The sequence below is a fragment of the Mycobacterium sp. 852014-52144_SCH5372336 genome, assembly GCF_001665615.1.
In the GTDB taxonomy this organism is placed as follows: domain Bacteria; phylum Actinomycetota; class Actinomycetes; order Mycobacteriales; family Mycobacteriaceae; genus Mycobacterium; species Mycobacterium neumannii_A.
This window is the reverse complement of the sequence record NZ_LZSW01000054.1, coordinates 26,508-49,648: the sequence shown is the minus strand read 5'-3', so window position 1 is coordinate 49,648 and position 23,141 is coordinate 26,508. Positions and strand designations below refer to the sequence as shown.

Sequence of the window (23,141 nt, the reverse complement as noted above, 5' to 3'; positions counted from 1 at the left end):
CATCCGGATGCGGAGGAGTAATCGTGTTCGACCTGAAAATCACCGGCGGAACCGTCGTCGACGGCACAGGAGCGGACCGGTACACCGCCGACATCGGCATCAGGGACGGCAAGATCGTCGAAGTCCGTCGCCGCGGACGTGGCGACGCTCCGCTGGAGGGCGAAGCCGCCGAGACGATCGATGCCACCGGGAAAGTCGTCGCACCGGGCTTCGTCGACATCCACACCCATTACGACGGGCAGGTCAGCTGGGACAGCTTGCTCGAGCCCTCCAGCGGCCACGGGGTGACCACCGTGGTGACCGGCAACTGCGGCGTCGGGTTCGCACCGGTGCGGCCAGGCCACGAGGAATGGCTGATCGGGTTGATGGAGGGCGTCGAAGACATCCCGGGCACCGCGCTCACCGAGGGCATCTCGTGGGGGTGGGAGAGTTATCCCGAATACCTCGATGTCGTCGAAAAGCAGGACTTCGCCATCGATGTGGGCAGCCAGATCGCCCACGGCGCGGTGCGCGCGTATGCGATGGGGGAGCGCGGAGCCCGCAACGAGCCCGCCTCACCGGAGGACATCGCGGCGATGGCCCGCCTCGTGCAGCAGGGCATCGAGGCCGGTGCGCTGGGCTTCTCGACGTCGCGCACGCTTGGGCACCGGGCCATCGACGGTGAACCGGTTCCGGGCACCTTCGCCGCCGAAGACGAACTGTTCGGCCTCGGCCGCGCCATGGCCGCCGGCGGGCGGGCCGTGTTCGAGCTGGCGCCGCAGGGGGTCGCGGGCGAGGACATCATCGCGCCCAAGAAGGAACTGGAATGGATGAAGCGTCTCGCCGCCGAGATTGACCGACCCATCTCGTTCGGGATGATCCAGGTCGATGCGGCGCCGGACCTGTGGCGCGAACAGCTCGACATCTCGGCCGAGGCCCATGCGTCAGGCAGTGAACTCTATCCGCAGATCGCCGCGCGCCCGTTCGGGATGCTGTTCGGCTTCCCGGGCCATCACGCCTTCACCCACCGGCCGACCTTCCGCAAGCTGAAGGCCGAATGCAGCCGCGAAGAGTTGGCCGCGCGCCTGGCGGACCCGGCGGTCAAGGCCGCGATCCTGGCCGAGGAGGACTTGCCGCCCGATCCGAATGTGTTGTTCGACAACATGTTCGCGCTCGTGCAGTACTCGCTGGGTCGCATCTATGCGCTGGGCGATCCGCCCGACTACGAACCGACGGTCGAACGCACCGTGGACAAGATCGCCAGCGACCGCGGTGAGGACCCGCTGACCACGTTGTACGACCTGATGCTCGAGGACGACGCAACGGCGATGCTGATGCTGCCGTTCTACAACTACTTCTACGGCAACCACGACGCGATCCGGGAGATGCTGCTGCATCCGGCGGGTGTGGTCGGGTTGTCCGACGGCGGCGCACATTGCGGCATGATCTGCGACGCGTCGTATCCCACGTTCCTTCTCACGCACTGGGCGCGAGACCGCCACCGCGGTGACAAGCTTCCGCTGGAATACGTGGTGCGCAAACAGTCCCACGACACCGCGCAGCTGTTCGGGCTGACCGATCGCGGCGTCATCGAGGTAGGTAAGAAGGCCGACGTCAACGTCATCGATATGGAGGCGCTGACACTGCATCCCGCGCGGATGGCCTATGACCTGCCCGCGGGGGGACAGCGGTTGGTGCAGGGCGCCTCCGGTTACACCGCGACGATCGTCAGCGGCGTGGTGACGCGCCGCGACGGCGTCGACACGGGCGCCCGCCCGGGGCGCCTTGTGCGCGGCGCTCGCTGATCCCGGATCCGCAGACGAGAGACGGCCCCCTCGTTGCCGAGGGGGCCGTCATCGTCGTACCTACTTAGTTGCTGCCGGAACCGCTGCCCGAGCCGGAGCCGCTGCCCGAGCCGGAACCGCTGCTCGAGCCGGAGCCCGTCCTGCCGGAGCCGTTGGCCGAGCCGGTGCTGCCGTCCGAACCGGTGCCGGTGCTCCCGGAACCGGTGGTGTTGCCCGTGCCAGTGCCGGTGTTGCTGCTCGAACCGGTGCTGCCGGTCGAGCCGGTGCTGCCGGTCGAACCGGTGCTGCCGGAGCCGGTCGTGCTGCCGGCACCGGTGGTGGTGCCGGAACCGCTGGTGCTGCCGGTGCTGCCGCTCCGGCTGGTGCTGATGCCCGAGGTGTTGCTGCCGGTGTTGGTGTTCGAGCCCGTGGTGCTCTCGGCGTCGGTAATGCTGTCGCCGGCATCGTCACCAGCGTCCGAGCCTTCCTCGGCGCCGGTGCTTACCTCGGTGCCCTCCTCGGCGCCTTCGGCTTCCTTGGTGGCTTCGTCGGTGCCCTCCTTGGGGCCTTCCTCGGCGCCTTCGGCTTCCTTGGTGGCTTCGCCCGTGCTTTCGCCGGCGCCTTCGCCTTCCTCGGTGCCTTCGCCTTCGCCGGCACCTTCGTCGTCACCCTCGCCGTCGTTGGCGAGGCTGATCGCGAGTGTGTCACCACCGAAGCTGAACTCGCCCGGGCCACCCGGCGCGCTCAGGGTCGACGCAGCAGGAGGCGCGATCGCGTTGGCGATCTGGCTGGGCAGCGTGACCGCGAGATAGGTGAACAGACCACGGTCGAGCAGACCCTGCCACTCCGAGGGGGAGGCGGCGGGCTGGAATCCGTTGACCAGAGCGCTGAGCGCCAGCACCGGCAGGTTCACCAGGTTGGTGACGGCGTCGGCGATGTTGCCTGCGGCCAACGCTTCGCGTGTGGCGTCGAAGATCTCCGTCGACTGCACGATCGAGCCGACGATCGGTTCGAAAATCGCCTTGGTGAGCGCGAATTCAGAGACGACATCGAGCAGTGCAGGCAACTTCTCCGCGCCGGGCAGCGCCCCCACGAACTGCGAGGGGATGGAGAGGATCGGGATCAGCGGCCGCATCCCGCCCAGGAACCTGAGCACGAACCAGCCGTTGACCTTCGAGAAAGCCTCGAAGAACTGTCCCTGCGACAGGTAGGTCAGTGATTCGCTGATCACACCGGGAAGCTGTTCAGCCGCCAGCCTCATCGCCTCGATGGTCCCCGAGATCGCCGTCTCGATGGTGGGTCCGTACTTCGAATTGAAGTTGAGAACCTCATTCAGCAGAGGACCCGGGTTCAGGGTGTTCTGAATCAGGACATTGGCCGTCTCGCGGAAGATGTAGCCGGTGCTCAGCTGCCTCAAGAGGTTTTCCGTCGCGCCGGCGGAGTCTCCGGTCAGCGTCTCCAGGCTTCCGAACGTGTCGGCGATGGCCTGTCCCCACACGAGGAGCGGATTGCTGGCCGCCGTGAGCTGGACCGCGGCGTGCGCGACGCGCTCCTGGACATCCTGAACAGTGGGCATCGGGGGGGCTACCGGGCTGACCGCGATCACGCTGGCGCTGGCCATTGCGACGCCAGCAACCAACAGCTTGGAGTTGCGCCGACTCGATGGCGAGTAACTGGGTGGGAGGTCCTGAACCGGCGGACCGGCCTGAACTGCTAGTTGCACGTTTTCTCCTGTTGAGCATGTGAATTTGCCAAATGGCAGCTGAAGATTAGCTGAGCCTAACCTAAGAGGCAAGTGATTCGTCCCACTAAGCAGGGTGAACTATGCTGGCCGGTCCTGCACTGTCACAGACGCGCCATAACTCGGCATATCGCAGATGAAGCATGGTACTTGCACATGCACGCAGCGATTGTAAGGAAACTTACACGAGAGTCAGCCGTCATCCAGAGCTACCTCTCCGCAGGCGCCGTGACCTGTGACACATCAGAGCGATCGTCTGCTGAGGGTCGGTCGAGAAGTTGCTGGAGGTCGACTATCAGGTTGTCGGGGCCTTCTGGCGACCGGAGCGCAAGGACTTCGCCCGAGCCGCATCCTTCCGCGCAAGTGCTCGCGGTGGGCAAAGAGCTTGGCCTGAGCTTCTTCCGTCAGCCCGCTTGACGGCGAGCGTTGCGGTGGCCCTGCCTGCGCAGCGCCGCCGTCCCACCCGAGCAAGCCGGCGACACCGCGTCCTCCCAGAAACCTGCCACGAGCTGGTCTTCAAAGATTGACAGCCGATAGTTCGACAGGCTAGATATACGACACGCACGGTGGACAGGGTCATGGGGACACGGTCGGCCTGCGACACGCGCGCCACCGAAGGGTCATGGGATGACCGCAATTCGACCAGCCCGCAGTCCGTTGGGAACGCAGGCAGAACGATCGCGCATTGCGCATGCCATCCGGGTGCTCTCGGTGCCGATCATCATCGGCTGGCTGGTGCTGACCGCGGTAACCAACGTGTTCGTCCCGTCGTTGGAGAAGGTCGGCGAGGCCAACACCGTCTCGATGAACGCCCACGACGCGCCGGCTTTCATCGCGATGCAGCGCATCGGCGCGAACTTCCAGGAGTTCGACTCCGACAGCAACGCGATGGTCATCCTGGAGGGTGACAAACCGCTCGGCGCACAAGCACACCGCTACTACGACGAGTTGATCGAGAGGTTCCGCGCCGACCCAGAACACGTCGAGCACGTCGCCGATTTCTGGAGCGACCCGCTGACCGCAGCGGGGGCGCAGAGCGCCGACGGCAAGTCGGCGTATGTGCAAATCTATCTGCGCGGGAACATCGGCGAGACGATCGCGAACGAATCGATCCAAGCGGTCCGCGACATCATCGCGGAAGTCCCTGCCCCGCAGGGAATCAGGGCGTACGTCACCGGCGGAGCGGCGTTGAACGCCGACCAGCGCGTCGCGGGTGACAAGGGAGCCGTCAAAGCAACTGTCGCAACGCTGATCGTCATCGCGGTGATGCTGCTGATCGTCTACCGCTCGATCGCCACCATGGTGCTGATCCTGTTCATGGTGTTCGTCGAACTCGGCGCCTCCCGTGGCATCGTCGCCTTCCTCGGCAACACCGGACTCATCGGGCTCTCGACATTCGCCACCAGCCTGCTGACCCTGATCGCCATCGCCGCGGGAACCGACTACGCGATCTTCCTGATCGGCCGGTATCAAGAGGCCCGCCAGGCCGGCGAGGACAAGGAAACCGCCTACTACACCATGTTTCACGGCACTGCCCACGTGGTGCTGGGCTCCGGTCTGACCATCGCCGGCGCCTTGTTGTGCCTGAAGTTCACCAGGCTGCCGTGGTTCCAGACCATGGCGGTGCCGTGCGCGGTGGGCGTTCTCGTCGCGGTGATCGCCGCCTTGACGCTGGGCCCGGCTGTCACCGTCGTGGGTAGCCGGTTCGGATTCTTCGAACCGAAGCGACCGATCAACTCCCGCGGATGGCGACGGGTCGGCGTCGTGGTCGTGCGGTGGCCGGGGCCGGTTCTCGTCGCGACCTGCGCCCTGTCGCTGGTCGGGTTGCTGGCGCTGACCGGATACAAGGTCGACTACGACGGGCGGCACTTCCTTCCCGCTGACACCCCGGCGAACATCGGATACGACGTCGCCGACCGGCATTTCGACGCCGCCCGGATGAACCCCGAACTGATGATGGTCGAGAGCGACCACGATCTACGCAACTCGGCCGACTTCCTGGTGATCGACAAGATCGCCAAGGGGGTCTTTCGCGTACCCGGCATCGCCCGCGTGCAGACCATCACCCGGCCGCAGGGTAAGCCGATCGAGCACACCACTATCCCGTTTCTGCTGAGCATGCAGGGCACGACCAACCAGCTCAATCAGAAGTACCTGCAGGACCGGATGGCCGACATGTTGGTCCAGGCCGACGAGATGCAATCGACCATCGACCAGATGGAAAAGATGGCAAGCCTGATGCAGCAGATGGCCGACACCACCCACAGCATGGTGCGAAAGACCAAGGAGATGACGGTCGACATTGCTGAATTACGGGACCACATAGCCGATTTCGACGACTTCTTCCGACCCATCCGCAGTTACTTCTACTGGGAACCGCACTGCTTCAACATTCCGATCTGCTGGTCGCTGCGCTCGATCTTCGACACCCTCGACGGCATCGACACGCTGACCGATGACATCGAGCACCTCGTGCCCGATCTCGAACACCTCGACAGCCTGATGCCTCAGCTGATCCTGCTGCTGCCCCAGCAGATCGAAACCATGAAGACGATGAAGACGATGATGCTGACCATGCACTCCTCGCAGAAGGGACTGCAGGATCAGATGGCCGCGATGCAGGAGAACTCGCACGCCATGGGCGACGCGTTCGACGCATCGATGAACGACGACTCGTTCTACCTGCCGCCAGAAGCATTCGAGAACAAGGACTTCCAGCGCGGCATGGAAAACTTCATTTCACCGGACGGTAGGTCGGTGCGCTTCATCATCGAGCATGAGGGTGATCCCGCCACCCCAGAAGGCATCGACCACATCGACGCGATCAAGCTCGCGGCCAAGGAAGCCATCAAAGGCACCCCGTTGGAGGGGTCCACCATCTACCTCGGCGGAACCGCGGCAACGTACAAGGATATGCGCGACGGCTCCAACTACGACCTGATGATCGCCGGATTGTCCGCTGCGGCATTGATCTTCATCATCATGCTGATCATCACGCGGGCGGTGGTAGCCGCTGCGGTCATCGTCGGAACGGTTCTGCTTTCGCTGGGCACGTCGTTCGGACTGTCTGTGCTCGTCTGGCAGCACCTGCTGGGCATCAAGCTGCACTGGATCGTGTTGGTGATGTCGGTGATCCTGCTGTTGGCCGTCGGCTCGGATTACAACCTGCTGCTGGTTTCCCGGTTCAAGGAGGAACTGCACCACGGGTTCAAAATCGCGATCATCCGTGCGATGGCCGGTTCGGGGAAGGTCGTCACTTCGGCGGGCCTGGTGTTCGCCGCGACGATGGCCTCGTTCGTCGTCGGCGATCTGCGCAGCATCGCCCAGGTCGGCAGCACGATCGCGTTGGGTCTGCTGTTCGACACCCTCATCGTGCGCGCGTTCATGACACCGTCCATCGCCGCCCTGCTCGGCCGTTGGTTCTGGTGGCCGCAGAGGGTGCTCACCCCGGCATCACAGCGCAGGATGGCCGCCGTGTTTCCGGAGCGGGCGGCGGTGGGAACCAGTGTCCGCGGCCGAGCAGAACCGGAGTCATAGAGCTTTCCGAACGCGCTCCTTCTTCGGGGTCTGTGGTGCCATGATGGGCAGATGTCGAACCCCGACGTGGCGGACAGCCCACTACCGTCTGCCTCGGCTTGGGCTATTGCGGACCGCAATGTCGGCACGTTCCGGTTCTGGTTCGTCGGGCAGCGCTGGGAGTGGTCGGACGAAGTGGCGCGGATGCACGGGTACGAACCGGGCACCGTCGTGCCGACAACCGAACTGCTGCTGTCGCACAAACATCCCGACGACCGACAGCACGTCCAGGACCTACTCGACCACGCCCTGCATCTGGGTGGCTCGTTCTCCAGCCGCCACCGGTTCATCGACACCGCCGGCAGGTTGCATACCGTCATCGTGATCGGCGACCGGATGCTCGACGACAAGGGTGCGGTGGTCGGCACCGAGGGCTACTACATCGACCTGACCGACACGTTCGCCCAGACCCGCCGCCAAGCGTTGAGTGAGTCGCTGCCCGAATTGTTCGAGGCCCGAGCGGCAATCGAGCAAGCCAAGGGCGCCCTGATGCTCGTCTACTGCATCGACGCCGAAGCCGCGTTCGAGTTGCTGATGTGGCGCTCACAGCACACCAACACGAAGTTGCGCTCCCTGGCCACGCAGATCGTCACCGAACTCGGCACGATCGATCCCCAGCGCGACGACCTGCGAAGGCAGTTCGACCATCTGCTGCTCACCGCGCACACCCGCGCCGAGTAGGTGATCGAGGGCCGTGGATGCGCGTGGTAACAGAACTCGCCGCCGGGGTATCACCACGGCATGACGGATCAGACGCTCGCACCGCTCCGCCACTGACGGGTGGGATGACGTGGCGCAATTAGAGGTGAGCCTGGACGTGCGCGACACCGCGGTGGTGGTGTCGGTAGCAGGCGAGATCGACTCGAACAGCGTCGGATCGCTGCAGCCACATCTTGACCGCGCGGTCGAGGCCGCCGACGAGCATCCGGCCAAGTTGCTGATCGTCGAACTGTCCAGGGTCGGCTACTTCGGCAGTGCGGGCCTGAACGCCCTCCTCGAGTGTTACGAGAAGGGCTTGGCGGCGGGGGTGACGGTGCGGTTGGTGGCCGCCAACCCCGAGGTGGTCCGCCCGATCGAGGTCACCAAGCTCGACACGGTTCTGCGGCCGTACGGATCCGTGGCCGATGCGGTCGACGCATGAGTGACCCGAGCGGGCCGCAGACTCGGTTGACCACGGTTTTCGATGCCGACGGCGAGGTCGGTCCCGATCTGGCCGCGGTTCGGTGGGCCGCCACGCCCCTGGGGACGCCGGACGGCTGGCCGCAGAGCCTGCGAACCGCGGTCAACATCCTGCTGTCCTCACGATTCCCGATGTGGATGGCGTGGGGGCCCGATCTGACGTTCTTCTGCAATGCCGCCTACCGACGGGACACGTTGGGCCGCAAGTATCCCTGGGCCCTCGGCCGGCCGGCGCGCGAGGTGTGGGCCGAAATCTGGCCCGATATCGGCCCGCGAATCGATCTCGTGCTCTCCACCGGAGAGGCGACCTGGGACTCGGCACTGCTCCTGTTCCTCGAGCGCTCCGGCTATCAGGAGGAGACCTACCACACCTTCTCCTACAGCCCGCTGCGCGACGACGAAGGGCTGGTCGTGGGCATGCTGTGTGTGGTCAGCGAGGACACCCAGAAGGTGATCAGCGAGCGCCAGATGGCGACGTTGCGCGACCTCGGATCGGACCCGAGCGCGGTGCGTACCGAAGAAGAGATCATGGCGTTCGCCGAACGCCAGCTGGGTCAGAACCTGCGTGACCTGCCGTTCACATTGATCTATCTGTTCGACGCCGACCACGCTGCACGTCTTGCCGGATCCACCGGGGGCATCGCCGACCATCCGATCGCATCGCCACGGGTGGCCGCAGACAGCGATGGCAGTTGGCCGCTCGACGAACCTGCGCGCGGTGAGACGACGTTGCTCGCACTCGACGACGACAGGTATGCGGACCTGCCGGCCGGTGGGTGGCGCGACCCACCGACACACGCGCTGATCGTCCCACTGCTACAACAGGGCGGTTCCCCGATCGGTTTCCTGGTCGCCGCGCTCAACCGCTACCGTCCGCTCGACGACACCTACCGCGGCTTCGTGTCGCTCGTGGCGGGCCACGTCGCTGCGGGCGTCGGCAGTGCGCGCAACTACCAGGCTCAGCAGCAGCGCGCAGAAGAGCTCGCCGAACTCGACCGTGCCAAAACGGCGTTCTTCTCCAACATCAGCCACGAGTTCCGGACCCCGCTGACGTTGATCCTCGATCCGGTCGCCGAACTGCGGACCCGCGGCGCCGACCTCGACGCTCTCGCCCGCGAGGAGCTGGACATCGTGTGGCGCAACGGGTTACGGCTGGCCAAACTGGTCAACACGCTGCTCGACTTCTCGCGTATCGAAGCCGGCCGCATGCGGGCGAGCTTCGCGCCGGTCGAGCTCGGGTCCGTCACCGCCGAACTCGCCAGCGTCTTCCGATCGGCGATCGAGCGTGCCGGCCTCACGTTCACCGTCGACTGTCCTCCTCTCGGCGAAACGGTATACATCGACCGCGACATGTGGGAGAAGGTCATCTTCAACCTGCTGTCGAACGCGCTGAAATTCACCTTCACCGGTGGCATTTCGGTCAACGCGACCCGCGACGGCGACGACGCGGTGGTGACCGTCTCCGATACCGGAGCCGGAATTGCCGCCGCGGAGATACCCCGGTTGTTCGAACGGTTCCACCGGATCGAGAACGTGCGGGCGCGGTCGAATGAGGGCAGCGGGATCGGCCTGGCCTTGGTCAAGGAACTGGTCGAACTCCATGGCGGCAGCATCACCGCCGAGAGCAGCGAAGGTGTCGGCACCACGTTCGCGATCCGCCTGCACTTCGGCACCGCGCATCTACCGGCCGCGGCGCTCTTCTCCGCGGACGACACGCAGACAGCGGCCGCAGGTGCCGAGCCCTACCTCCAGGAGGCGCTGCGGTGGCTGCCCGCCGACGGCGAAGGGCCTGCCCCCGATGTGCCCTCGGAGCTGCCCGGCTCACCCACTTCGCCTCCGGTTCCGGGCACCACACCGCGTGTGCTCATCGCCGACGACAACGCCGACATGCGTGATTACGTCGCCCGGATGCTGCGCAACGACGGATACCTCGTCGATGCCGTCACCGACGGTCAGCAAGCGCTGGACGTGGTACGCACGGAGCTGCCCGACATGGTGGTCAGCGACGTCATGATGCCGCGTCTGGACGGTCTCCAACTGGTCGCCGCCTTGCGGTCAGACCCGCGCACCGCGGCCGTACCGGTGCTGATGTTGTCCGCCCGCGCCGGACAGGAAGCCGCCATCGAGGGTTTGCAGGCGGGCGCCGACGACTATCTCGTCAAGCCGTTCGCCGCCGCCGAACTGCTGGCGCGCGTGCGCGCGAACGTCAAACTCGCAAGGATCCGCAATCATCACGCCCGCTGGCGCACCGCGCTGATCGACTCGCTGCAGGAGGCGTTCTTCGTGGCCAACGAGCGCGGCGCGGTGATCGAGATCAATGCGGCGTTCACCGACATCCTCGGCTACGGCGTCGAGGAACTGCCGTACGAGCCTGTACACCCGTGGTGGCCGACGGCGGAGTCGGATCCAGAAGCGCATCACCAAGCCAACCAGCTGTTGTCACAGATTCTGCGTGAACCGCATGGCAGGCACACGGTTCCGGTTACGCACCGCGACGGGCACCGTCTGTGGGTGACTCTCACCTACAACCAGATCGAGGAGATCGACACCGGCAGGCCCGTGATGGTCGGCACCTTCCGCGACGTCACCGCCGAGCACTACACGGTGCAGCGGGAGGCCGCGCTGGCGGCGCTCAATCAGCAACTGGCGCAGGCGGATACGCTCGACGACGCGGTGCGCACGGTGATCGACGTGCTGCGTGAGGTGTGGCGGGCGCACCGCGTCCTGGCCCTGACGTTTCCGGTCGACGACGGCGCCACGACGATCGATCCGACAGGATTGGTCTGTTCCGGCGAGCCGGCCCAGTGGCGCGACCTGCCCGCGGCCACAAAGCTGGCGATCACCTCGCTGCGCTCCGCAGACTCACTGGTTGCCGACGCGTCGGACACCGGGTCCGCGCGCATCGCCCTGCAGCATCCGCGCGGGGTGCTGGTCGTCTACCTCGAGTTGCCCGAGCGCCGACCGTTCACGCCCGAAGACAAGACGCTGCTGGCGGTCTTGGCAGGCAGGCTCGGCCAGGGGTTGCAGCGCGTACACCTTCTCGACCAGCAGCGCGAAACCGCACTCGCGCTGCAGCACGCGATTCTCGGCCCCACCGTTTCGAGCGGCTTCGCCGTGCGGTACCAGCCGGCCACCCGCCCGCTGCAGGTGGGTGGTGACTGGTACGACGTCGTCGATCTGGACGACGGCCGGATCGCGTTGATCGTCGGCGATTGTGTCGGGCACGGATTGACCGCCGCCACGGTGATGGGGCAGCTGCGAAGCGCGTGTCGGGCACTGCTTCTCGAACACCCCGGACCGGCTGCCGCCCTGACTGCCCTCGACCGATTCGCCGCCCGATTGCCCGGCGCACGGTGCACGACGGCATTCTGCGCCGTGCTCGATCCGGATACAGGTGAACTGCTGTACTCCAGTGCCGGCCACCCACCTCCGGTCATGGTGCTTGCCGACGGCACGAGCCGACTGCTCGATGACGCCTCGGTCACCCCGCTCGGGTTGCCCTTCGATCACATTCGTCCGGAGGGCCGGCAGGTCATGCCGCCCCGCGCGACACTGTTGCTCTACACCGACGGCCTGGTGGAGCGTCGGCGCGAATCTCTGGACAAGGGCATCGGCCGGGCCGTCGACGTGCTCGAAAGCCATTCCGCCACAGCGCTGGACGCCCTGGCCGATGAGATCATGACGCAGCTGACACCCATCCATGGATATCAGGACGACGTCGCGCTCATGCTCTACCGGCAACCGGCGCCGCTGGAAATCGAGTTCAGCGCCGATCCCGCTGAATTGGCAGGCACGCGCAGCGAGCTGCGGAAGTGGTTGGTGCGGGCGGGGGTTGACCCGAGCCAGACTATCGACGTATTGATCGCCACCGGGGAGGCGCTCGCGAACGCGGTCGAGCATGGGCACCGTGACCGTCCCGGTGGTGCCGTTCGTCTGCGCGCGACCGTGTTTGCGGACCGGCTTCACCTGACCATCGCCGACACCGGGGTGTGGAAAGTGCCAGTCGCCGATCCCGCGTCTCACCGCGGCCGCGGAATCGCGCTGATGCGGGCGCTGATGAACGACGTCACGATCGAGACGGGCGATTCCGGCACGACGATTGACTTGCACGCCAGGATCGCCTGATGCCCGCACCACTCACCGTGCGCACCGCCTGTCGGGTCGACGGCACCGTAGTGCTGAGCGCGGCAGGCGAACTCGACCTGAGCAATATCGACACGTTCACCGAGGCCATCGCCGACGCCGTCGGCAGGCGAAACCAGGAGACGGGGCGGTTGACGGTCGATTTGACCGCGATCGAATATCTCGACAGCAGCGCGATCAACGCGCTGTTCGAAAACGCGCCGCAGATCCGCAGGATCGTCGCCAACCCGATCCTGATGCCGGTACTGACGATCAGCGGCCTGACGTCGGTGGCCGACGTGCAAGCGGCAGAGGGCAACTGATCGGTTACGGCGATGTCACGGGAGCACTGTGCGCATCAGCATGACGTTGTAGGCCGACCACAGCGACAGGTTGAAGTACAACTCCTTGCCGGTCGACCACGGATGCAAGAACGGCGCGTAGATGCCGCCGGGGACATCCCAGGACCGAACCAACAACTGCTCGGGACCATACGGTCCCTGCGGAGTGGGTGCCATCCTGGCCACCACGTCGTTGGCGCCGTTGCAGTACAGCACCAGGTACTGCTTGAGGTAGGTGTTGTACTGGGCCGACATCTCGCCAACCGGACCGGGGATTACCACCGTGGCTGCTCCCGGATCCCGTGGTACCCAGGCGTTTTGGTCGGCGTTCCAATACTCGTAGCGGTTGAGGTCGGGCACCGCTCCCTGCGGGATGCGCGCGATGTACGCCGCGCCGCCTCTGCCCGCCGGCGTCCCGAACGTGTACAGGTAGGGATCATCCGCGCCCGGCTTGAGAAACGCGCCCTGCTGGAAGTTCTCGTTGCCCCGAACGTAACGCGCATCGGGGACGTCGCCTTCGCGCGCGGCGCGCACCGTGCCGGGGTAGACGCCCCAGTGCTCGCCGTTGTCGGGGGAGACCGCGATGGCCGAGAAATTGGTCGTCCACCGGCCGTCGGCGTCCCAGCTCTTGATCGACATGAAGTTCACGAACTGGTTGCCGCCCACCGCGACACCCGCGGTGGGAATGATGCCCTTCTCGTTCGGCGCCCACTTGGTGCTGTTGATGATCTGCTTGGACAGGCCGGGCGCCCACAGCGGGGAACCGGAGTAACGGTTGGCGAGCGCGCCGTCGGGCACGGCGACCGTCTTCGACAGCGCCCCGTCCTGGGTGCGCAGCAACGCGTTGTAGCGCCACTGCTTTCCCCGCACGCTGCAGTAGCCGTAGGTGTCACCGAACGCCATCAGAACCTGACGATTGCCGGCATCGCCGTTGTCCCACATGATTCCGAGGTCGGTGCCGGTGATCGCGAACCGTCCGATCGTGTTGTTCGGGCTCTCGGGGCCGGTGACCCACCCGACGAGCGTCGTCCCCGGCGGCGCGGGCGGCGGAGGCGGCTCGGGGGCGGCAGCGGGAACCTGCTGCGCGACAGGCTGATCCGCCACGGGTTGCGGTGGCGGGGGGCGGACGGCGGCCTGCTGGTCAACGGTTGCGGACTGCGGAGAAAGGGACTGGAGGATCTCGGCGGGCAGTCGGCCGAGTCGCGGCAACGGCGCTTCGTCGTTGGTGTTGCGAGGCCGGTGGCCGACCGGCGGGCCACCCGGCAGCGCCGGCGTCGCTTCGGTGTTCGGTGCGGCAGGCGGTTGTGCGGCCGCAGCGGCGCCGGTGCACGGTTCCGCCGTGGCCGAGGGGGCGACGCCGAGCACGGCGCTCAGTGCGATCACGGTTGCGGACGCCACCGACAACGAGGCGATGCGCGGAGGCGGCGACATGTCACACCTTTCGGAGGCGGGCGCCGATGAGACGTCAGCGATGGGCGGATGTGACGTTAGTGACGAAAGTGACGGGTGCGATCTTGATGCGCGGATAGGTACCCACCTGTGACCGTGTCGCAACCTCCCAGCCCTGCGATCTGTGAGTGTTCTCGATCGCTTTGAGCGATGTTTTCCACACATAAGCCACGCCGGGGTGCGGAATGTTTACCGGTCGCGTGGGGTATCAAGACCGGCATGACCTCCCCGGCCGAAGCGCACACCGGCGAACCCGACGAGGGGACGGAGGGCAAGCTCAAACGCAAGATCACCGGGCCGCTGCTGTTCCTGTTCATCCTCGGCGACGTGCTCGGCGCCGGGATCTACGCGCTGATGGGCGTTCTCGCCGGCGATGTCGGCGGTGCGCTGTGGGCGCCGCTACTGCTGGCGCTGCTGCTCGCGTTGCTGACCGCCGGCTTCTACGCCGAATTGGTGACCAAGTATCCGAAGGCGGGCGGTGCGGCGGTTTTCGCGGAGCGGGCGTTCGGTCGACCGGTGATCTCGTTCCTGGTGGGCTTCTGCATGCTCGCCGCGGGGGTGACCAGCGCAGCCGGTCTGTCGCTCGCGTTCGCCGGCGACTATCTCACGACGTTCATCGATGTCCCGGCCGTACCGGCGGCCATCGTGTTCCTGGCACTGATCGGATGCCTCAACGCGCGGGGGATCAGCGAGTCGGTCAAGAGCAACGTCGTGATGACGGTGATCGAACTGACCGGTCTGCTGATCGCCGTGATCGCCGTGTCGATGATGGTCGGCGCCGGGCGGGGCGATGTCAGCCGCGTGACCGAGTTTCCCGACGGCGCCACGCCGGCGTTGGCGATTCTGAGCGGAGCGATCGTCGCGTACTACTCGTTCGTCGGCTTCGAGACATCGGCGAACGTGGCCGAGGAGATTCGTGATCCGAGCAAGGTGTATCCCACGGCGCTGTTCGGCGCGCTCATCACCGCCGGTGTGCTCTACGCGCTGGTCGGTGTGGCGAGCGCGATCGCCCTGCCGGCCGAGGACCTCGCGAAGTCTTCGGGACCGTTGCTCGATGTGGTCGCGGAGGCCGACGTCGGCGTTCCCGACTGGGTCTTCAGCGCGATCGCGCTCGTCGCCGTCGCCAACGGCGCGCTGCTGACGATGATCATGGCCAGCAGGCTCACCTACGGCATGGCCGAACACGGCCTGCTGCCCAGCGTGCTCGGTCGCGTGCTGCCGAAGAGGCGCACACCGTGGACGGCGATCGTCGCGACCACCGTCGTCGCCATGGTGCTGAGTCTGCTCGGCGACCTGTCGACGCTCGCCGAAACCGTGGTGCTACTGCTGTTGATCGTCTTCATCTCGACGAACATCGCGGTGCTGGTGCTCCGCCGCGACCCGGTCGATCACCCGCATTTCCGGGTCTGGACGGCCGTGCCGGTGCTGGGCGTCGCGTCGTGTGCGCTGCTGCTGACCCAGCAGACCGCGAAGGTCTGGCTCTTCGCCGCGATACTGATCGCGGTGGGCGCGGTGCTGTATCTGGGGGCCCGGGTAGCCACGCGTCGCTGACGTCAGCGCTTGGGCACGGCACCCCGCAGGAACTGCGTTTACGCGCTTTGGGTTTCGTCGATGAGGATGGCGGCATCGCAGGCGTAGCGGTCGAGCATGTCCGCATCGGAGCGACGGTATGCGTCGATTTCGCGCGAGTAGACCATCAAGGTGCCGAGCAGCCGCTGCGGTGTCCGCAGCGGCGCGAACAGCACGCTGTTGGCTCCGACCTCGGCCGCCTGCCCAATCCACTCCGGCCACCGCTCGGCCTCAGGTGAGCCGGTCGCCTGTACCGCCGTCTGCATGAACCATGCTGTCGTGCCGGGGTTTTCGTGAGATCTGTCAAACAACGCGTTGAGCCGGTCGGCGGTGGCATCGGTGGCGACCGACGTGATTCGGCGCCCACTCGTGGTCAGCAGGGTGACGCCGGCGCCGGCCGAGACGCCGACCTCCTCGGCGGCGCGGTCCACGATGAACCGAAGCGTTCCGGTGACCGACTTCGCAACCGTCGTGGGCCATTGATGAAGGCGTGCGACCGCGGGACTCGACGTGAGCTGTGACGTAACCAAAACTGTCCGATCGTCGATAGGCATCCGGAAAAGGTTCCGCACGAGATACCCGGCGACTTTGCGGCCAAACGCATGCATACGGCCGACCCGGGATAAAAGGTGAACACAGCAAGCGACGGTGGTTTACGTTCGCGCGGGGTGACCGTTCGAAAGGGGGGACGAACGATGGCGGGGCTATCGGCTTATCTGAGAGGTGCTCATCGCGGGGGGCCCGCGGCCTCACTCCTCACACGAACGGCGGCCGTGCTGGCGGCGCTGTGTCTGCTGTTCGGCTTCGGCGGGGGACAGGCTTCGGCGTTCCCCGGAGGCGATGTGGCGGGCGCGTTGACGATCGGCGGGCTGAACCGCACCTACACGGTGCACGCCCCGCCCGGCCTCGACCGCCCCGCCGGGCTCGTGCTCAACCTGCACGGCGCAGGGATGACCGGACCGGCGCAGGCCGGAGCCACCAACTACAACGCGATCGCCGATCAGTACGGGTTCGTCGTCGCCTATCCCGACGGCGTCGATATGAGCTGGGCCGACGGCCGCGGCGCCTCAGTACCGGACCGCCAGGGCACCGACGACGTCGGGTTCCTGGTCGCACTCGCCGAACGGCTGCGCGAGGAGTATGGCGTCGACGCCGGCCACGTCTTCGTGACCGGAACCTCGGCGGGCGGCTTCATGGCCTCGCGGCTGGCGTGCGAACGCGCCGATGTCTTCGCCGCCGCGGCACCGGTCGCCGGCACGCTGGCGTCAGGTTTCCCCTGCGCGCCGTCGCAGCCGGTATCGGTGTTGGCGGTGCACGGAACCGCCGATCCCGTGGTGCCATTCACCGGCGGCCCGATGGTGGGCCGCGGCGGGCCCAGCGACATCGTGTCGGCGCCGGCGATGGCGCAGCGCTGGCGTGAGATCGACGGCTGCCCCGCACCGGTCGAGGAGGTGCAGGGCAACGTCCACCGGTTCGTCGCCGCCGGATGTGCCGGCGGAACCGAGGTGGTGTTCGTCCAGATCGACGGCGGAGGCCACGTCTGGCCCGGCGGCTTCTTCGCCCCGTTCGACGCCTCCCAGTCGAGCGGGCAGTTCTTCGCAACCCACGGCAGGTGATTTGACGCTTCTGCCTACGGTGGTGTGACGGCAGACTGGAGCCGGTGCGAAAACGAACAGGAGATCGGAATGAGCGACGACGTCCCGGGTATCACCGGCATCCACCACATCTCCATCACGGTGACCGACCTCGAGGCCAGCCTGGCGTGGTACCAACGGCTGCTCGGGGCGGACCGGTTGCCGATGAAGTTCCCCCACTACGAACGCGAGGACACGGGATACGGCGAACTGCTGATCGACCCGCGCTCCGGCGTCGTGATCGGGCTGCACACCAACACCGGCAACGACGGAAACCAATTCGACGAAGCCCGAACCGGTTTAGACCACGTGGCGTTGAACGTGGCGTCACGAGACGAGTTGGACGCGTGGACGCGACGGCTCGACGAACTCGGCATCGAACACTCCGGTGTCCGTGCGGCCGACGAGCCGTTTCCCTTTGCGACCGTGGTGTTCCGCGACCCCGACAACATTCAGCTCGAGCTGTTCACGATCGGCTGAGCAGGCTCGGCCGGGGGAAAGTAGCTCGTCGCACACGACTGCGGCCTAGGCTGCGGCCATGTCTTACGACCGCGCCGCGCTCGTCGCGGGCAGCATCCGATTCGCGTCCGGTGTTTCGTTTCTGGTCGACCCCCTTCGGGCCAACCGGCTGTGGGGCGATCCGGATGAGCCGGCGCCGACGACGCAGCTGCTGCTGCGCTCGATGGGGTACCGCGACGCGCTCATCGGCGGTCTGCTGCTGACATCGGCGTTGCGGGGCCGCGACACCCGAGGTTGGTTTCTGGCCTCCGGCGGCGCCGACGCCGCCGATCTGCTGGGCGGCTCGAGTGTGCACCACGAGATGAGACGCTCTCAGCGGGTCATCGGACTCGGCGGCGCGATCATGGGTATCGGCGTCGGGTTGTGGGGCGCACTGCGCCGGCCCCGGCGTGCGGAGGACTGACCTCAGCGGGTCAACAGCAGGCAGCCGGCGATCGGCCCGCCGCCTGCCGCGGCGACCGCCACTTCGGGCCGGCGCGACACCTGCCGGTCACCGGCCTGCCCGCGCAGCTGAAGACAGGCTTCGTGCAGCAGCCAGTAGCCGTGCATCCGCCCCGCCGACAACTGTCCTCCGTAGGTGTTGAGCGGCAGTTCGCCGTCGAGCGCGATGCGCGTCGCGCCTTCGACGAACGGACCCGCCTCGCCGTCCGCGCAAAAACCCAGCGCCTCCAGCCATGCGAACGTCAGAAAGGTGAAGCCGTCGTAGAGCTCGGCGAGGTCGACGTCGGATGGCGTCAGATCGGTGCGCGACCACATCTCGGCGGCCGCGTCCGTCGACGCCATCTTCGGGAAATCGTCGCGGTGAAACCAGCCTCCCGAACCATAAGCGCCGCCAACGGCTTCCACCGCCACGGGTGGTTGGGGGCAGTCTCGCGCGTACTCGGCGTGCGAGATCACGAACGCGACCGAGCCGTCGATGGGCACGTCGCAGTCATACAGCCCGAACGGTGTGGACACCGGCCGCGCCGCCAAGTAGTCCGCCATGGTCATCGGATCACGGTACGCGGCAGAGGGATTCAGCCCGGCATTGCGTCTGCTGTTGATCGCCAGCCAGCCCAGCTGTTCCTTGGTCGTTCCGTACAGCTCCATATGCCGACGGCAGTGCATGGCCAGCCAGTTGGCCGCGGAGTAGGCGTGCGCAGCCAGCAGTTCATCGATGTCGCCGAACGGCGCGAGCTTGCGCCGGGACCCGGGGGCGCGGGGTTCGATCGGCGGATTAGCCAGCGGGTTGGTCCCGGAGGTGGGCGGTGCCTGCGTCATAGTTCCGCCGAGCATCTGCACGGTCCGGTACACCAGCACGTGCCGCGCGCGCCGCTCGGAGACCGCCACCATCGCCGACATCACCGGGGTCAACACGCCGCCGGTCGGAAAACCGTAGCCCTGGTCGACAGCCGGACCATCCAGTGCGGCAACGACTTCGGACAGCGGCGTGTCCCCGAACGTGACGATGCCGTCGATGTCATCCGGCATGAGGCCGGCATCGGCGACGGCGGCGCGCACCGCCTCCATCGTCAGATCGACCCCAGGGATTCCGGTGCGACGCCCGATGCGGGAGATGCCGAGCCCGCTGATGATCGCGTCGTTCTCGAGCGTGCTCAACCCGGCCACCGCCTCGCCTTCGTGTCCCTCGGGCCCCTCATGCGGAGGTCCCTGTGATGATGCCCGCTGCAGACTGTACTTTGCTAGACGTGTCCGACGACGTGTCACCTCCGCCCGCGACCAGGATGGTGCCGGCTCTCGATGAGCACAATCGGGCCTTCTGGACCGGGGGACGAGGTGGCCGACTGCTGATCACCCGTTGTGAGCGTTGCCATTTGTGGGTGTCACCGCCGGCCGGGGACTGTCCCGAATGCGGCGGACGACTTCGCCCACAACCGGTATCCGGACTCGGCACCGTGTTCACCTACACGGTCAACCACCAGCCGTTCAACCCAGCTGTCGCGGTGCCGTACGTCATCGCGATCGTCGAGCTCGATGACCAGCCCGGCCTGCGCATCGCGGCCAATATTGTTGGCTGTCGGCCCGATTCGGTGCACGTCGGTCTTCCGGTCGCGGTGCGCTTCGAACGTCAGGATCGCAACGGCGAGATCGTGTTCGCACCCGTCTTCGCGCCGCGCTGACGCGACTCAGGCGCCACGCTTGAGATGACGCGCCGCCGCGGGCGGGACAGGTGAACGGCGTCGCCGACGTGGTGCGGGCACCTCGGCCCCGACATCGCCGACGCCCGGTTCAAGCACCTGCTCGCGGAGCCTGCGAAGGGCCTGTGCGAGCAGACGAGACACGTGCATCTGCGAATAACCCATCCGTTCGGCGATCTGGGTCTGGGTCATGCTCTCGAAGAACCGCAGGAGCAACACGGTTTTCTCGCGTTCGGGAAGCGCCGCGATCAGCGGCCGTACTGTCTCGAGATCGACCACCTTGTCGATGTTCGGGTCGATGTCGCCGAGGGTGTCACCGACCGAGCGGAACTCGTCGTCGGCCGAGGCCTGGACGTCGGTCGACAGCGTGGAGTAGTTGCTGCTGGCGATCGTCGCTTCCATCACTGCTTCGCGTTCGATGCCGAGGTGGGCGGCGACTTCGGACGGCGTCGGCGCGCGCCCGATGTTCTGCGACAACTCCGCGCGGGCCTTCACCAACTGCCCCTGGAGGTCCTTGAGCCTGCGCGGAACCTTGACCGCCCAGCCGTAGTCGCGGAAGTGGCGGCGTACCTCGCCCATGATGGTCGGGATCGCGAAGGACAGGAAGTCGGCGCCGTTGTCGGGGTCGAAGCGGTTGACCGCGTTGACCAGGCCGACCCGCGCCGCCTGCACCAGGTCGTCGATCGGCTCACCGCGGTTGCGGTAGCGCCGGGCGACATGGTCGGCCAGCGGCAACGTCCGGTCGACGATCGCCTCGCGCTGGCGCTGGTAGGGAAGTGATCCTTCGTCCAGCGCTGTGAGGCGGCGGAACATCTCCGTCACGTCTGCGTACTCAGAAATCGCCTCTGACACCACACAGGCTCCTAACTTCCGACCCTGCCGTATGGATCACACGGCTCGGATCTGAACCTGTGGCTGCTGCGGTTTACCCTTTCGGACGGTTCGTCGAAACCTCGCCTATCGGGGACCTTTGCCCAGCGTAACCGTCGACGGGCGCTCCCGTGGTCAACCGGCGAACTCTCGCGCTTTCCTGGGTGTGCTGACGGGCATGGCGTGCTTGCCATACGGTCGCTGCTGCCTGCCGAGCCGGGCGGGTGCAGAGACGAGCGGGCTGTCCCAAACCGCGCCTGTGAACACCGCGGCGCCCAGCGCCGTCAATCCTGCCATCGCCACCAACGTGTCGGGGTCCATGCCGTTGTGGTTACCCACCGACGGTCGTTACAACGCCCCCGGCCGCGAAAAAGTTTGCTCGCGCGTCAGCGTGCCCGGCGGGCGAGGAGTTCGGTCTGGTGAATCACCAGGCTCTTACCGCAGACGGTGATCCAGCCGCGCTGGACGAACTCCGACAACACCTTGTTGACCGATTCCCTTGACGCGCCGACTAATTGGGCGATTTCGGCTTGGGTGAGGCCGTGGTCGAGGCGCAGTTGCCGATCTTGTCGGACACCGAATCGTTGCGCGAGGTGGAGAAGCTGTTTGGCGATCCGGCCGGGAACGTCGGTGAAGTTCAGGTCGGTGATCAGGTCTTCGGCGCGTCGTAGGTTTCGCGCGAGAAGGCGCATCAGCTGCTCGGTGATGTGCGGGTTGCCATCGATGCAATCGTGCAACGCATCACGGTCGATGACGGCGACGAGCACCGCGGTGAGCGCCGTGGCCGAACCGGTGCGAGGCGCGCAATCGAACATCGACTCGGCGCCGAAGATCTCCGAGGGGCCCAGGACGGCGAGCAGTTTCTCGGGGAACTCCGCCGACCGCCAGCCGATCTTGACCTTGCCCTCGATGACGACGTAGAGCCGGTGATCGGGCTGGCCTTCGGGATATATGCACTCACCCTGCCCGAACCGGGCGTAGTCGAATCGGTCGATCAGAGCCGCCTTGTCCGCGGGCGCCAACCCCCGCATGATCGCCGAGCGAGCCAGCACGGCTTCACTGCCACGACTCGCGCCCGTTTCCGTGGCGCCGGCGACCATCAGCATGCCCACTCCCAACCCAGTTGCGTGCGGGGCTACCCGGCTGTGACCGGGATAAACGCTACCGCGTCGTAGGCGAAATCGGACTACGCATCCGCGGGTGACGGCGGGGCATGCACGTGGCGAAGTGTGGCCGGCAACCCGCGGCTACTGGCGCGCAGAGTTCTCGACGATGATCTCGCATGCCGTCTCGTAGAACGCGCTTATGAGGGTGGAGAAGGACAACTCGAACGGATAGATCATGTGCACGTCGAGCGACTCGAGGCGCCACTCGGGTAACACCGGCACGAGGGTGCCCTCGCGCAGCTCGTTGGTGCAGATGATCTGGGTGGGCATCGCACCGATCCCGAGGCCCTGCATGATGTACTGCTTACACACCTGAAAGTTGTTGGCGCGCGCCCGGACTGGCGGTGTCAGCTCGCGCAGGCCGGCCTTTGCGGTGACCGTCAGCTTGCGAGGTCCGCCGAAGCCGAAGTCGATGAACGGAAGCGTGTTCAACTGTGCGGGGTCGCGGACCGGTTCGGGCAGTCGGGCAAGGAAATCCGGTGACGCGCACAAGAACAGCTCGAGGTCGAAGACCTTGCGCGCGATCAGCGTGGAGTCCTGTAGCGGTCCGGTGCTGAACACCACGTCGAACCCGTCGCGGACTGGGTCAACCACCCGGTCGACCAGCCGGATGTCCAGCTGCGAATTCGGATAGTGCTGAAGGAATGCCGCACCGACGCGGGAGGCGTAGTCGATGCCGACGAAGACCGGGATCGCCACCCGCAGTTCGCCCTGCGGCTCCTGTCTGCTGCCCTCGACGAGCGCGCGGACACCGTTGGCCTCGGTCAGGATGTTGGCCGCGTGGGCGTAGACCTGCTCGCCGAGATCGGTGACGGTGAGCTGGTGGGTGTTCTTGCGCAGCAGTTTGATGCCCAGGTCGGACTCCAGCCTGGTCAGCTTGCGGCTGACGGTCGACTTCGGCATTCCTAACAGTGCGGCCGCCTTCGACAGGCTTCGGTTCTCCACCACCTTGCCGAAGATCAGCAGGGCGTCGACGTCGAAGGGCAGGTTCTGTTCCATGGCTCTAGCGTTCTTTCCCTCTGCGGTGTTCCAAATATGCAACAGGGTGTTGCGCGCGCGGGCCTGTTTCGGCCA

At 66.3% G+C, this 23,141-nt stretch carries 19 protein-coding genes; 11 read left to right on the top strand and 8 right to left on the bottom strand.

What is annotated here, in order from left to right:
- Nucleotides 1–23: 23 nt before the first annotated feature.
- On the top strand, nucleotides 24–1,784 hold the full coding sequence (locus A5759_RS17000; RefSeq protein ID WP_068199675.1) for an amidohydrolase family protein: 1,761 nt from the start codon (nucleotides 24–26) through the stop codon (nucleotides 1,782–1,784).
- A 64-nt stretch (nucleotides 1,785–1,848) separates the two neighbouring features.
- Here A5759_RS17000 and A5759_RS16995 read toward each other — a convergent pair whose 3' ends face one another.
- On the bottom strand, nucleotides 1,849–3,486 hold the full coding sequence (locus A5759_RS16995) for a hypothetical protein (protein ID WP_156616959.1): 1,638 nt from the start codon (nucleotides 3,484–3,486) through the stop codon (nucleotides 1,849–1,851).
- 645 nt (nucleotides 3,487–4,131) lie between these two features.
- Here A5759_RS16995 and A5759_RS16990 point away from each other — a divergent pair.
- The 5 genes from A5759_RS16990 to A5759_RS16970 all read left to right on the top strand — a co-directional run bounded on the left by A5759_RS16990 (nucleotide 4,132) and on the right by A5759_RS16970 (nucleotide 12,704).
- Nucleotides 4,132–7,041: an RND family transporter gene (locus tag A5759_RS16990; protein ID WP_068199658.1), complete on the top strand. Its 2,910-nt coding sequence runs from the start codon at nucleotides 4,132–4,134 to the stop codon at nucleotides 7,039–7,041.
- A 51-nt stretch (nucleotides 7,042–7,092) separates the two neighbouring features.
- A complete protein-coding gene (locus A5759_RS16985; RefSeq protein ID WP_082962170.1) occupies nucleotides 7,093–7,761 on the top strand; it encodes a PAS and ANTAR domain-containing protein in 669 nt (222 codons plus the stop codon).
- A 109-nt stretch (nucleotides 7,762–7,870) separates the two neighbouring features.
- Nucleotides 7,871–8,221: an STAS domain-containing protein gene (locus tag A5759_RS16980; protein WP_068199656.1), complete on the top strand. Its 351-nt coding sequence runs from the start codon at nucleotides 7,871–7,873 to the stop codon at nucleotides 8,219–8,221.
- Nucleotides 8,218–12,384, top strand: coding sequence for a SpoIIE family protein phosphatase (locus A5759_RS16975; RefSeq protein ID WP_068199654.1), 4,167 nt, complete (start codon nucleotides 8,218–8,220; stop codon nucleotides 12,382–12,384). Before A5759_RS16980 ends, A5759_RS16975 begins: the two co-directional genes overlap by 4 nt.
- Nucleotides 12,384–12,704, top strand: a complete 321-nt coding sequence (locus A5759_RS16970) for an STAS domain-containing protein (protein WP_068199652.1) — start codon at nucleotides 12,384–12,386, stop codon at nucleotides 12,702–12,704. The genes A5759_RS16975 and A5759_RS16970 overlap by 1 nt, the downstream gene beginning before the upstream one ends.
- Nucleotides 12,705–12,719: 15 nt before the next feature.
- On the opposite strand, the gene A5759_RS16965 is transcribed toward A5759_RS16970, so the two are convergent.
- Nucleotides 12,720–14,153, bottom strand: coding sequence for a DUF4185 domain-containing protein (locus A5759_RS16965; RefSeq protein ID WP_068199643.1), 1,434 nt, complete (start codon nucleotides 14,151–14,153; stop codon nucleotides 12,720–12,722).
- Nucleotides 14,154–14,390: 237 nt separating this feature from the next.
- Between A5759_RS16965 and A5759_RS16960 the strand changes: the two genes are divergently transcribed.
- Nucleotides 14,391–15,722, top strand: coding sequence for an APC family permease (locus tag A5759_RS16960; RefSeq protein WP_068199642.1), 1,332 nt, complete (start codon nucleotides 14,391–14,393; stop codon nucleotides 15,720–15,722).
- Between the two features lie 38 nt (nucleotides 15,723–15,760).
- Here the strand turns inward: A5759_RS16960 and A5759_RS16955 are convergent, their stop codons facing one another.
- Nucleotides 15,761–16,294, bottom strand: coding sequence for a GAF domain-containing protein (locus tag A5759_RS16955; protein ID WP_197506083.1), 534 nt, complete (start codon nucleotides 16,292–16,294; stop codon nucleotides 15,761–15,763).
- 219 nt (nucleotides 16,295–16,513) lie between these two features.
- Here A5759_RS16955 and A5759_RS16950 point away from each other — a divergent pair, with 219 nt between their 5' ends.
- The 3 genes from A5759_RS16950 to A5759_RS16940 all read left to right on the top strand — a co-directional run bounded on the left by A5759_RS16950 (nucleotide 16,514) and on the right by A5759_RS16940 (nucleotide 18,296).
- Nucleotides 16,514–17,356: a PHB depolymerase family esterase gene (locus A5759_RS16950; protein WP_231984676.1), complete on the top strand. Its 843-nt coding sequence runs from the start codon at nucleotides 16,514–16,516 to the stop codon at nucleotides 17,354–17,356.
- A 69-nt stretch (nucleotides 17,357–17,425) separates the two neighbouring features.
- Entirely contained in the window at nucleotides 17,426–17,854 is a 429-nt protein-coding gene (locus tag A5759_RS16945) for a VOC family protein (RefSeq protein WP_068199724.1), read from the top strand.
- Nucleotides 17,855–17,912: 58 nt separating this feature from the next.
- Nucleotides 17,913–18,296, top strand: coding sequence for a DUF4267 domain-containing protein (locus A5759_RS16940; protein ID WP_068199640.1), 384 nt, complete (start codon nucleotides 17,913–17,915; stop codon nucleotides 18,294–18,296).
- Between the two features lie 2 nt (nucleotides 18,297–18,298).
- Here A5759_RS16940 and A5759_RS16935 read toward each other — a convergent pair whose 3' ends face one another.
- Nucleotides 18,299–19,492, bottom strand: a complete 1,194-nt coding sequence (locus A5759_RS16935) for a thiolase family protein (RefSeq protein WP_068199719.1) — start codon at nucleotides 19,490–19,492, stop codon at nucleotides 18,299–18,301.
- Between the two features lie 89 nt (nucleotides 19,493–19,581).
- On the opposite strand from A5759_RS16935, the gene A5759_RS16930 reads away from it, so the two are divergent.
- Nucleotides 19,582–20,013 (top strand): Zn-ribbon domain-containing OB-fold protein, encoded by a 432-nt coding sequence (locus A5759_RS16930; protein ID WP_068199639.1) that lies wholly within the window; start codon nucleotides 19,582–19,584, stop codon nucleotides 20,011–20,013.
- Nucleotides 20,014–20,019: 6 nt separating this feature from the next.
- Here the strand turns inward: A5759_RS16930 and A5759_RS16925 are convergent, their stop codons facing one another.
- The 4 genes from A5759_RS16925 to A5759_RS16910 form a co-directional block, all read right to left on the bottom strand.
- The gene (locus A5759_RS16925) at nucleotides 20,020–20,883 is read right to left on the bottom strand and encodes a SigB/SigF/SigG family RNA polymerase sigma factor (protein WP_082962173.1); all 864 of its coding nucleotides are present in this window, start codon (nucleotides 20,881–20,883) and stop codon (nucleotides 20,020–20,022) included.
- A gap of 153 nt (nucleotides 20,884–21,036) precedes the next feature.
- On the bottom strand, nucleotides 21,037–21,240 hold the full coding sequence (locus A5759_RS16920; protein ID WP_156616957.1) for a hypothetical protein: 204 nt from the start codon (nucleotides 21,238–21,240) through the stop codon (nucleotides 21,037–21,039).
- A 47-nt stretch (nucleotides 21,241–21,287) separates the two neighbouring features.
- Nucleotides 21,288–22,001 (bottom strand): Crp/Fnr family transcriptional regulator, encoded by a 714-nt coding sequence (locus tag A5759_RS16915; RefSeq protein ID WP_068199717.1) that lies wholly within the window; start codon nucleotides 21,999–22,001, stop codon nucleotides 21,288–21,290.
- 147 nt (nucleotides 22,002–22,148) lie between these two features.
- Nucleotides 22,149–23,066 carry a LysR family transcriptional regulator gene (locus tag A5759_RS16910; RefSeq protein ID WP_068199638.1) on the bottom strand — a complete coding sequence of 306 codons (918 nt, stop codon included), beginning with the start codon at nucleotides 23,064–23,066 and terminating at the stop codon, nucleotides 22,149–22,151.
- Nucleotides 23,067–23,141 lie beyond the last annotated feature (75 nt).

What these genes read in the sequence shown, in the direction of transcription:
- A5759_RS16990 (WP_068199658.1), top strand. Translation starts at nt 4,132, where the DNA reads ATGACCGCAATTCGACCAGCCCGCAGTCCGTTGGGAACGCAGGCAGAA.
- A5759_RS16985 (WP_082962170.1), top strand. Translation starts at nt 7,093, where the DNA reads ATGTCGAACCCCGACGTGGCGGACAGCCCACTACCGTCTGCCTCGGCT.
- A5759_RS16975 (WP_068199654.1), top strand. Translation starts at nt 8,218, where the DNA reads ATGAGTGACCCGAGCGGGCCGCAGACTCGGTTGACCACGGTTTTCGAT.
- A5759_RS16970 (WP_068199652.1), top strand. Translation starts at nt 12,384, where the DNA reads ATGCCCGCACCACTCACCGTGCGCACCGCCTGTCGGGTCGACGGCACC.
- A5759_RS16965 (WP_068199643.1), bottom strand. Translation starts at nt 14,153, where the DNA reads ATGTCGCCGCCTCCGCGCATCGCCTCGTTGTCGGTGGCGTCCGCAACC.
- A5759_RS16960 (WP_068199642.1), top strand. Translation starts at nt 14,391, where the DNA reads ATGACCTCCCCGGCCGAAGCGCACACCGGCGAACCCGACGAGGGGACG.
- A5759_RS16955 (WP_197506083.1), bottom strand. Translation starts at nt 16,294, where the DNA reads ATGCCTATCGACGATCGGACAGTTTTGGTTACGTCACAGCTCACGTCG.
- A5759_RS16945 (WP_068199724.1), top strand. Translation starts at nt 17,426, where the DNA reads ATGAGCGACGACGTCCCGGGTATCACCGGCATCCACCACATCTCCATC.
- A5759_RS16940 (WP_068199640.1), top strand. Translation starts at nt 17,913, where the DNA reads ATGTCTTACGACCGCGCCGCGCTCGTCGCGGGCAGCATCCGATTCGCG.
- A5759_RS16915 (WP_068199717.1), bottom strand. Translation starts at nt 22,001, where the DNA reads ATGGTCGCCGGCGCCACGGAAACGGGCGCGAGTCGTGGCAGTGAAGCC.
- A5759_RS16910 (WP_068199638.1), bottom strand. Translation starts at nt 23,066, where the DNA reads ATGGAACAGAACCTGCCCTTCGACGTCGACGCCCTGCTGATCTTCGGC.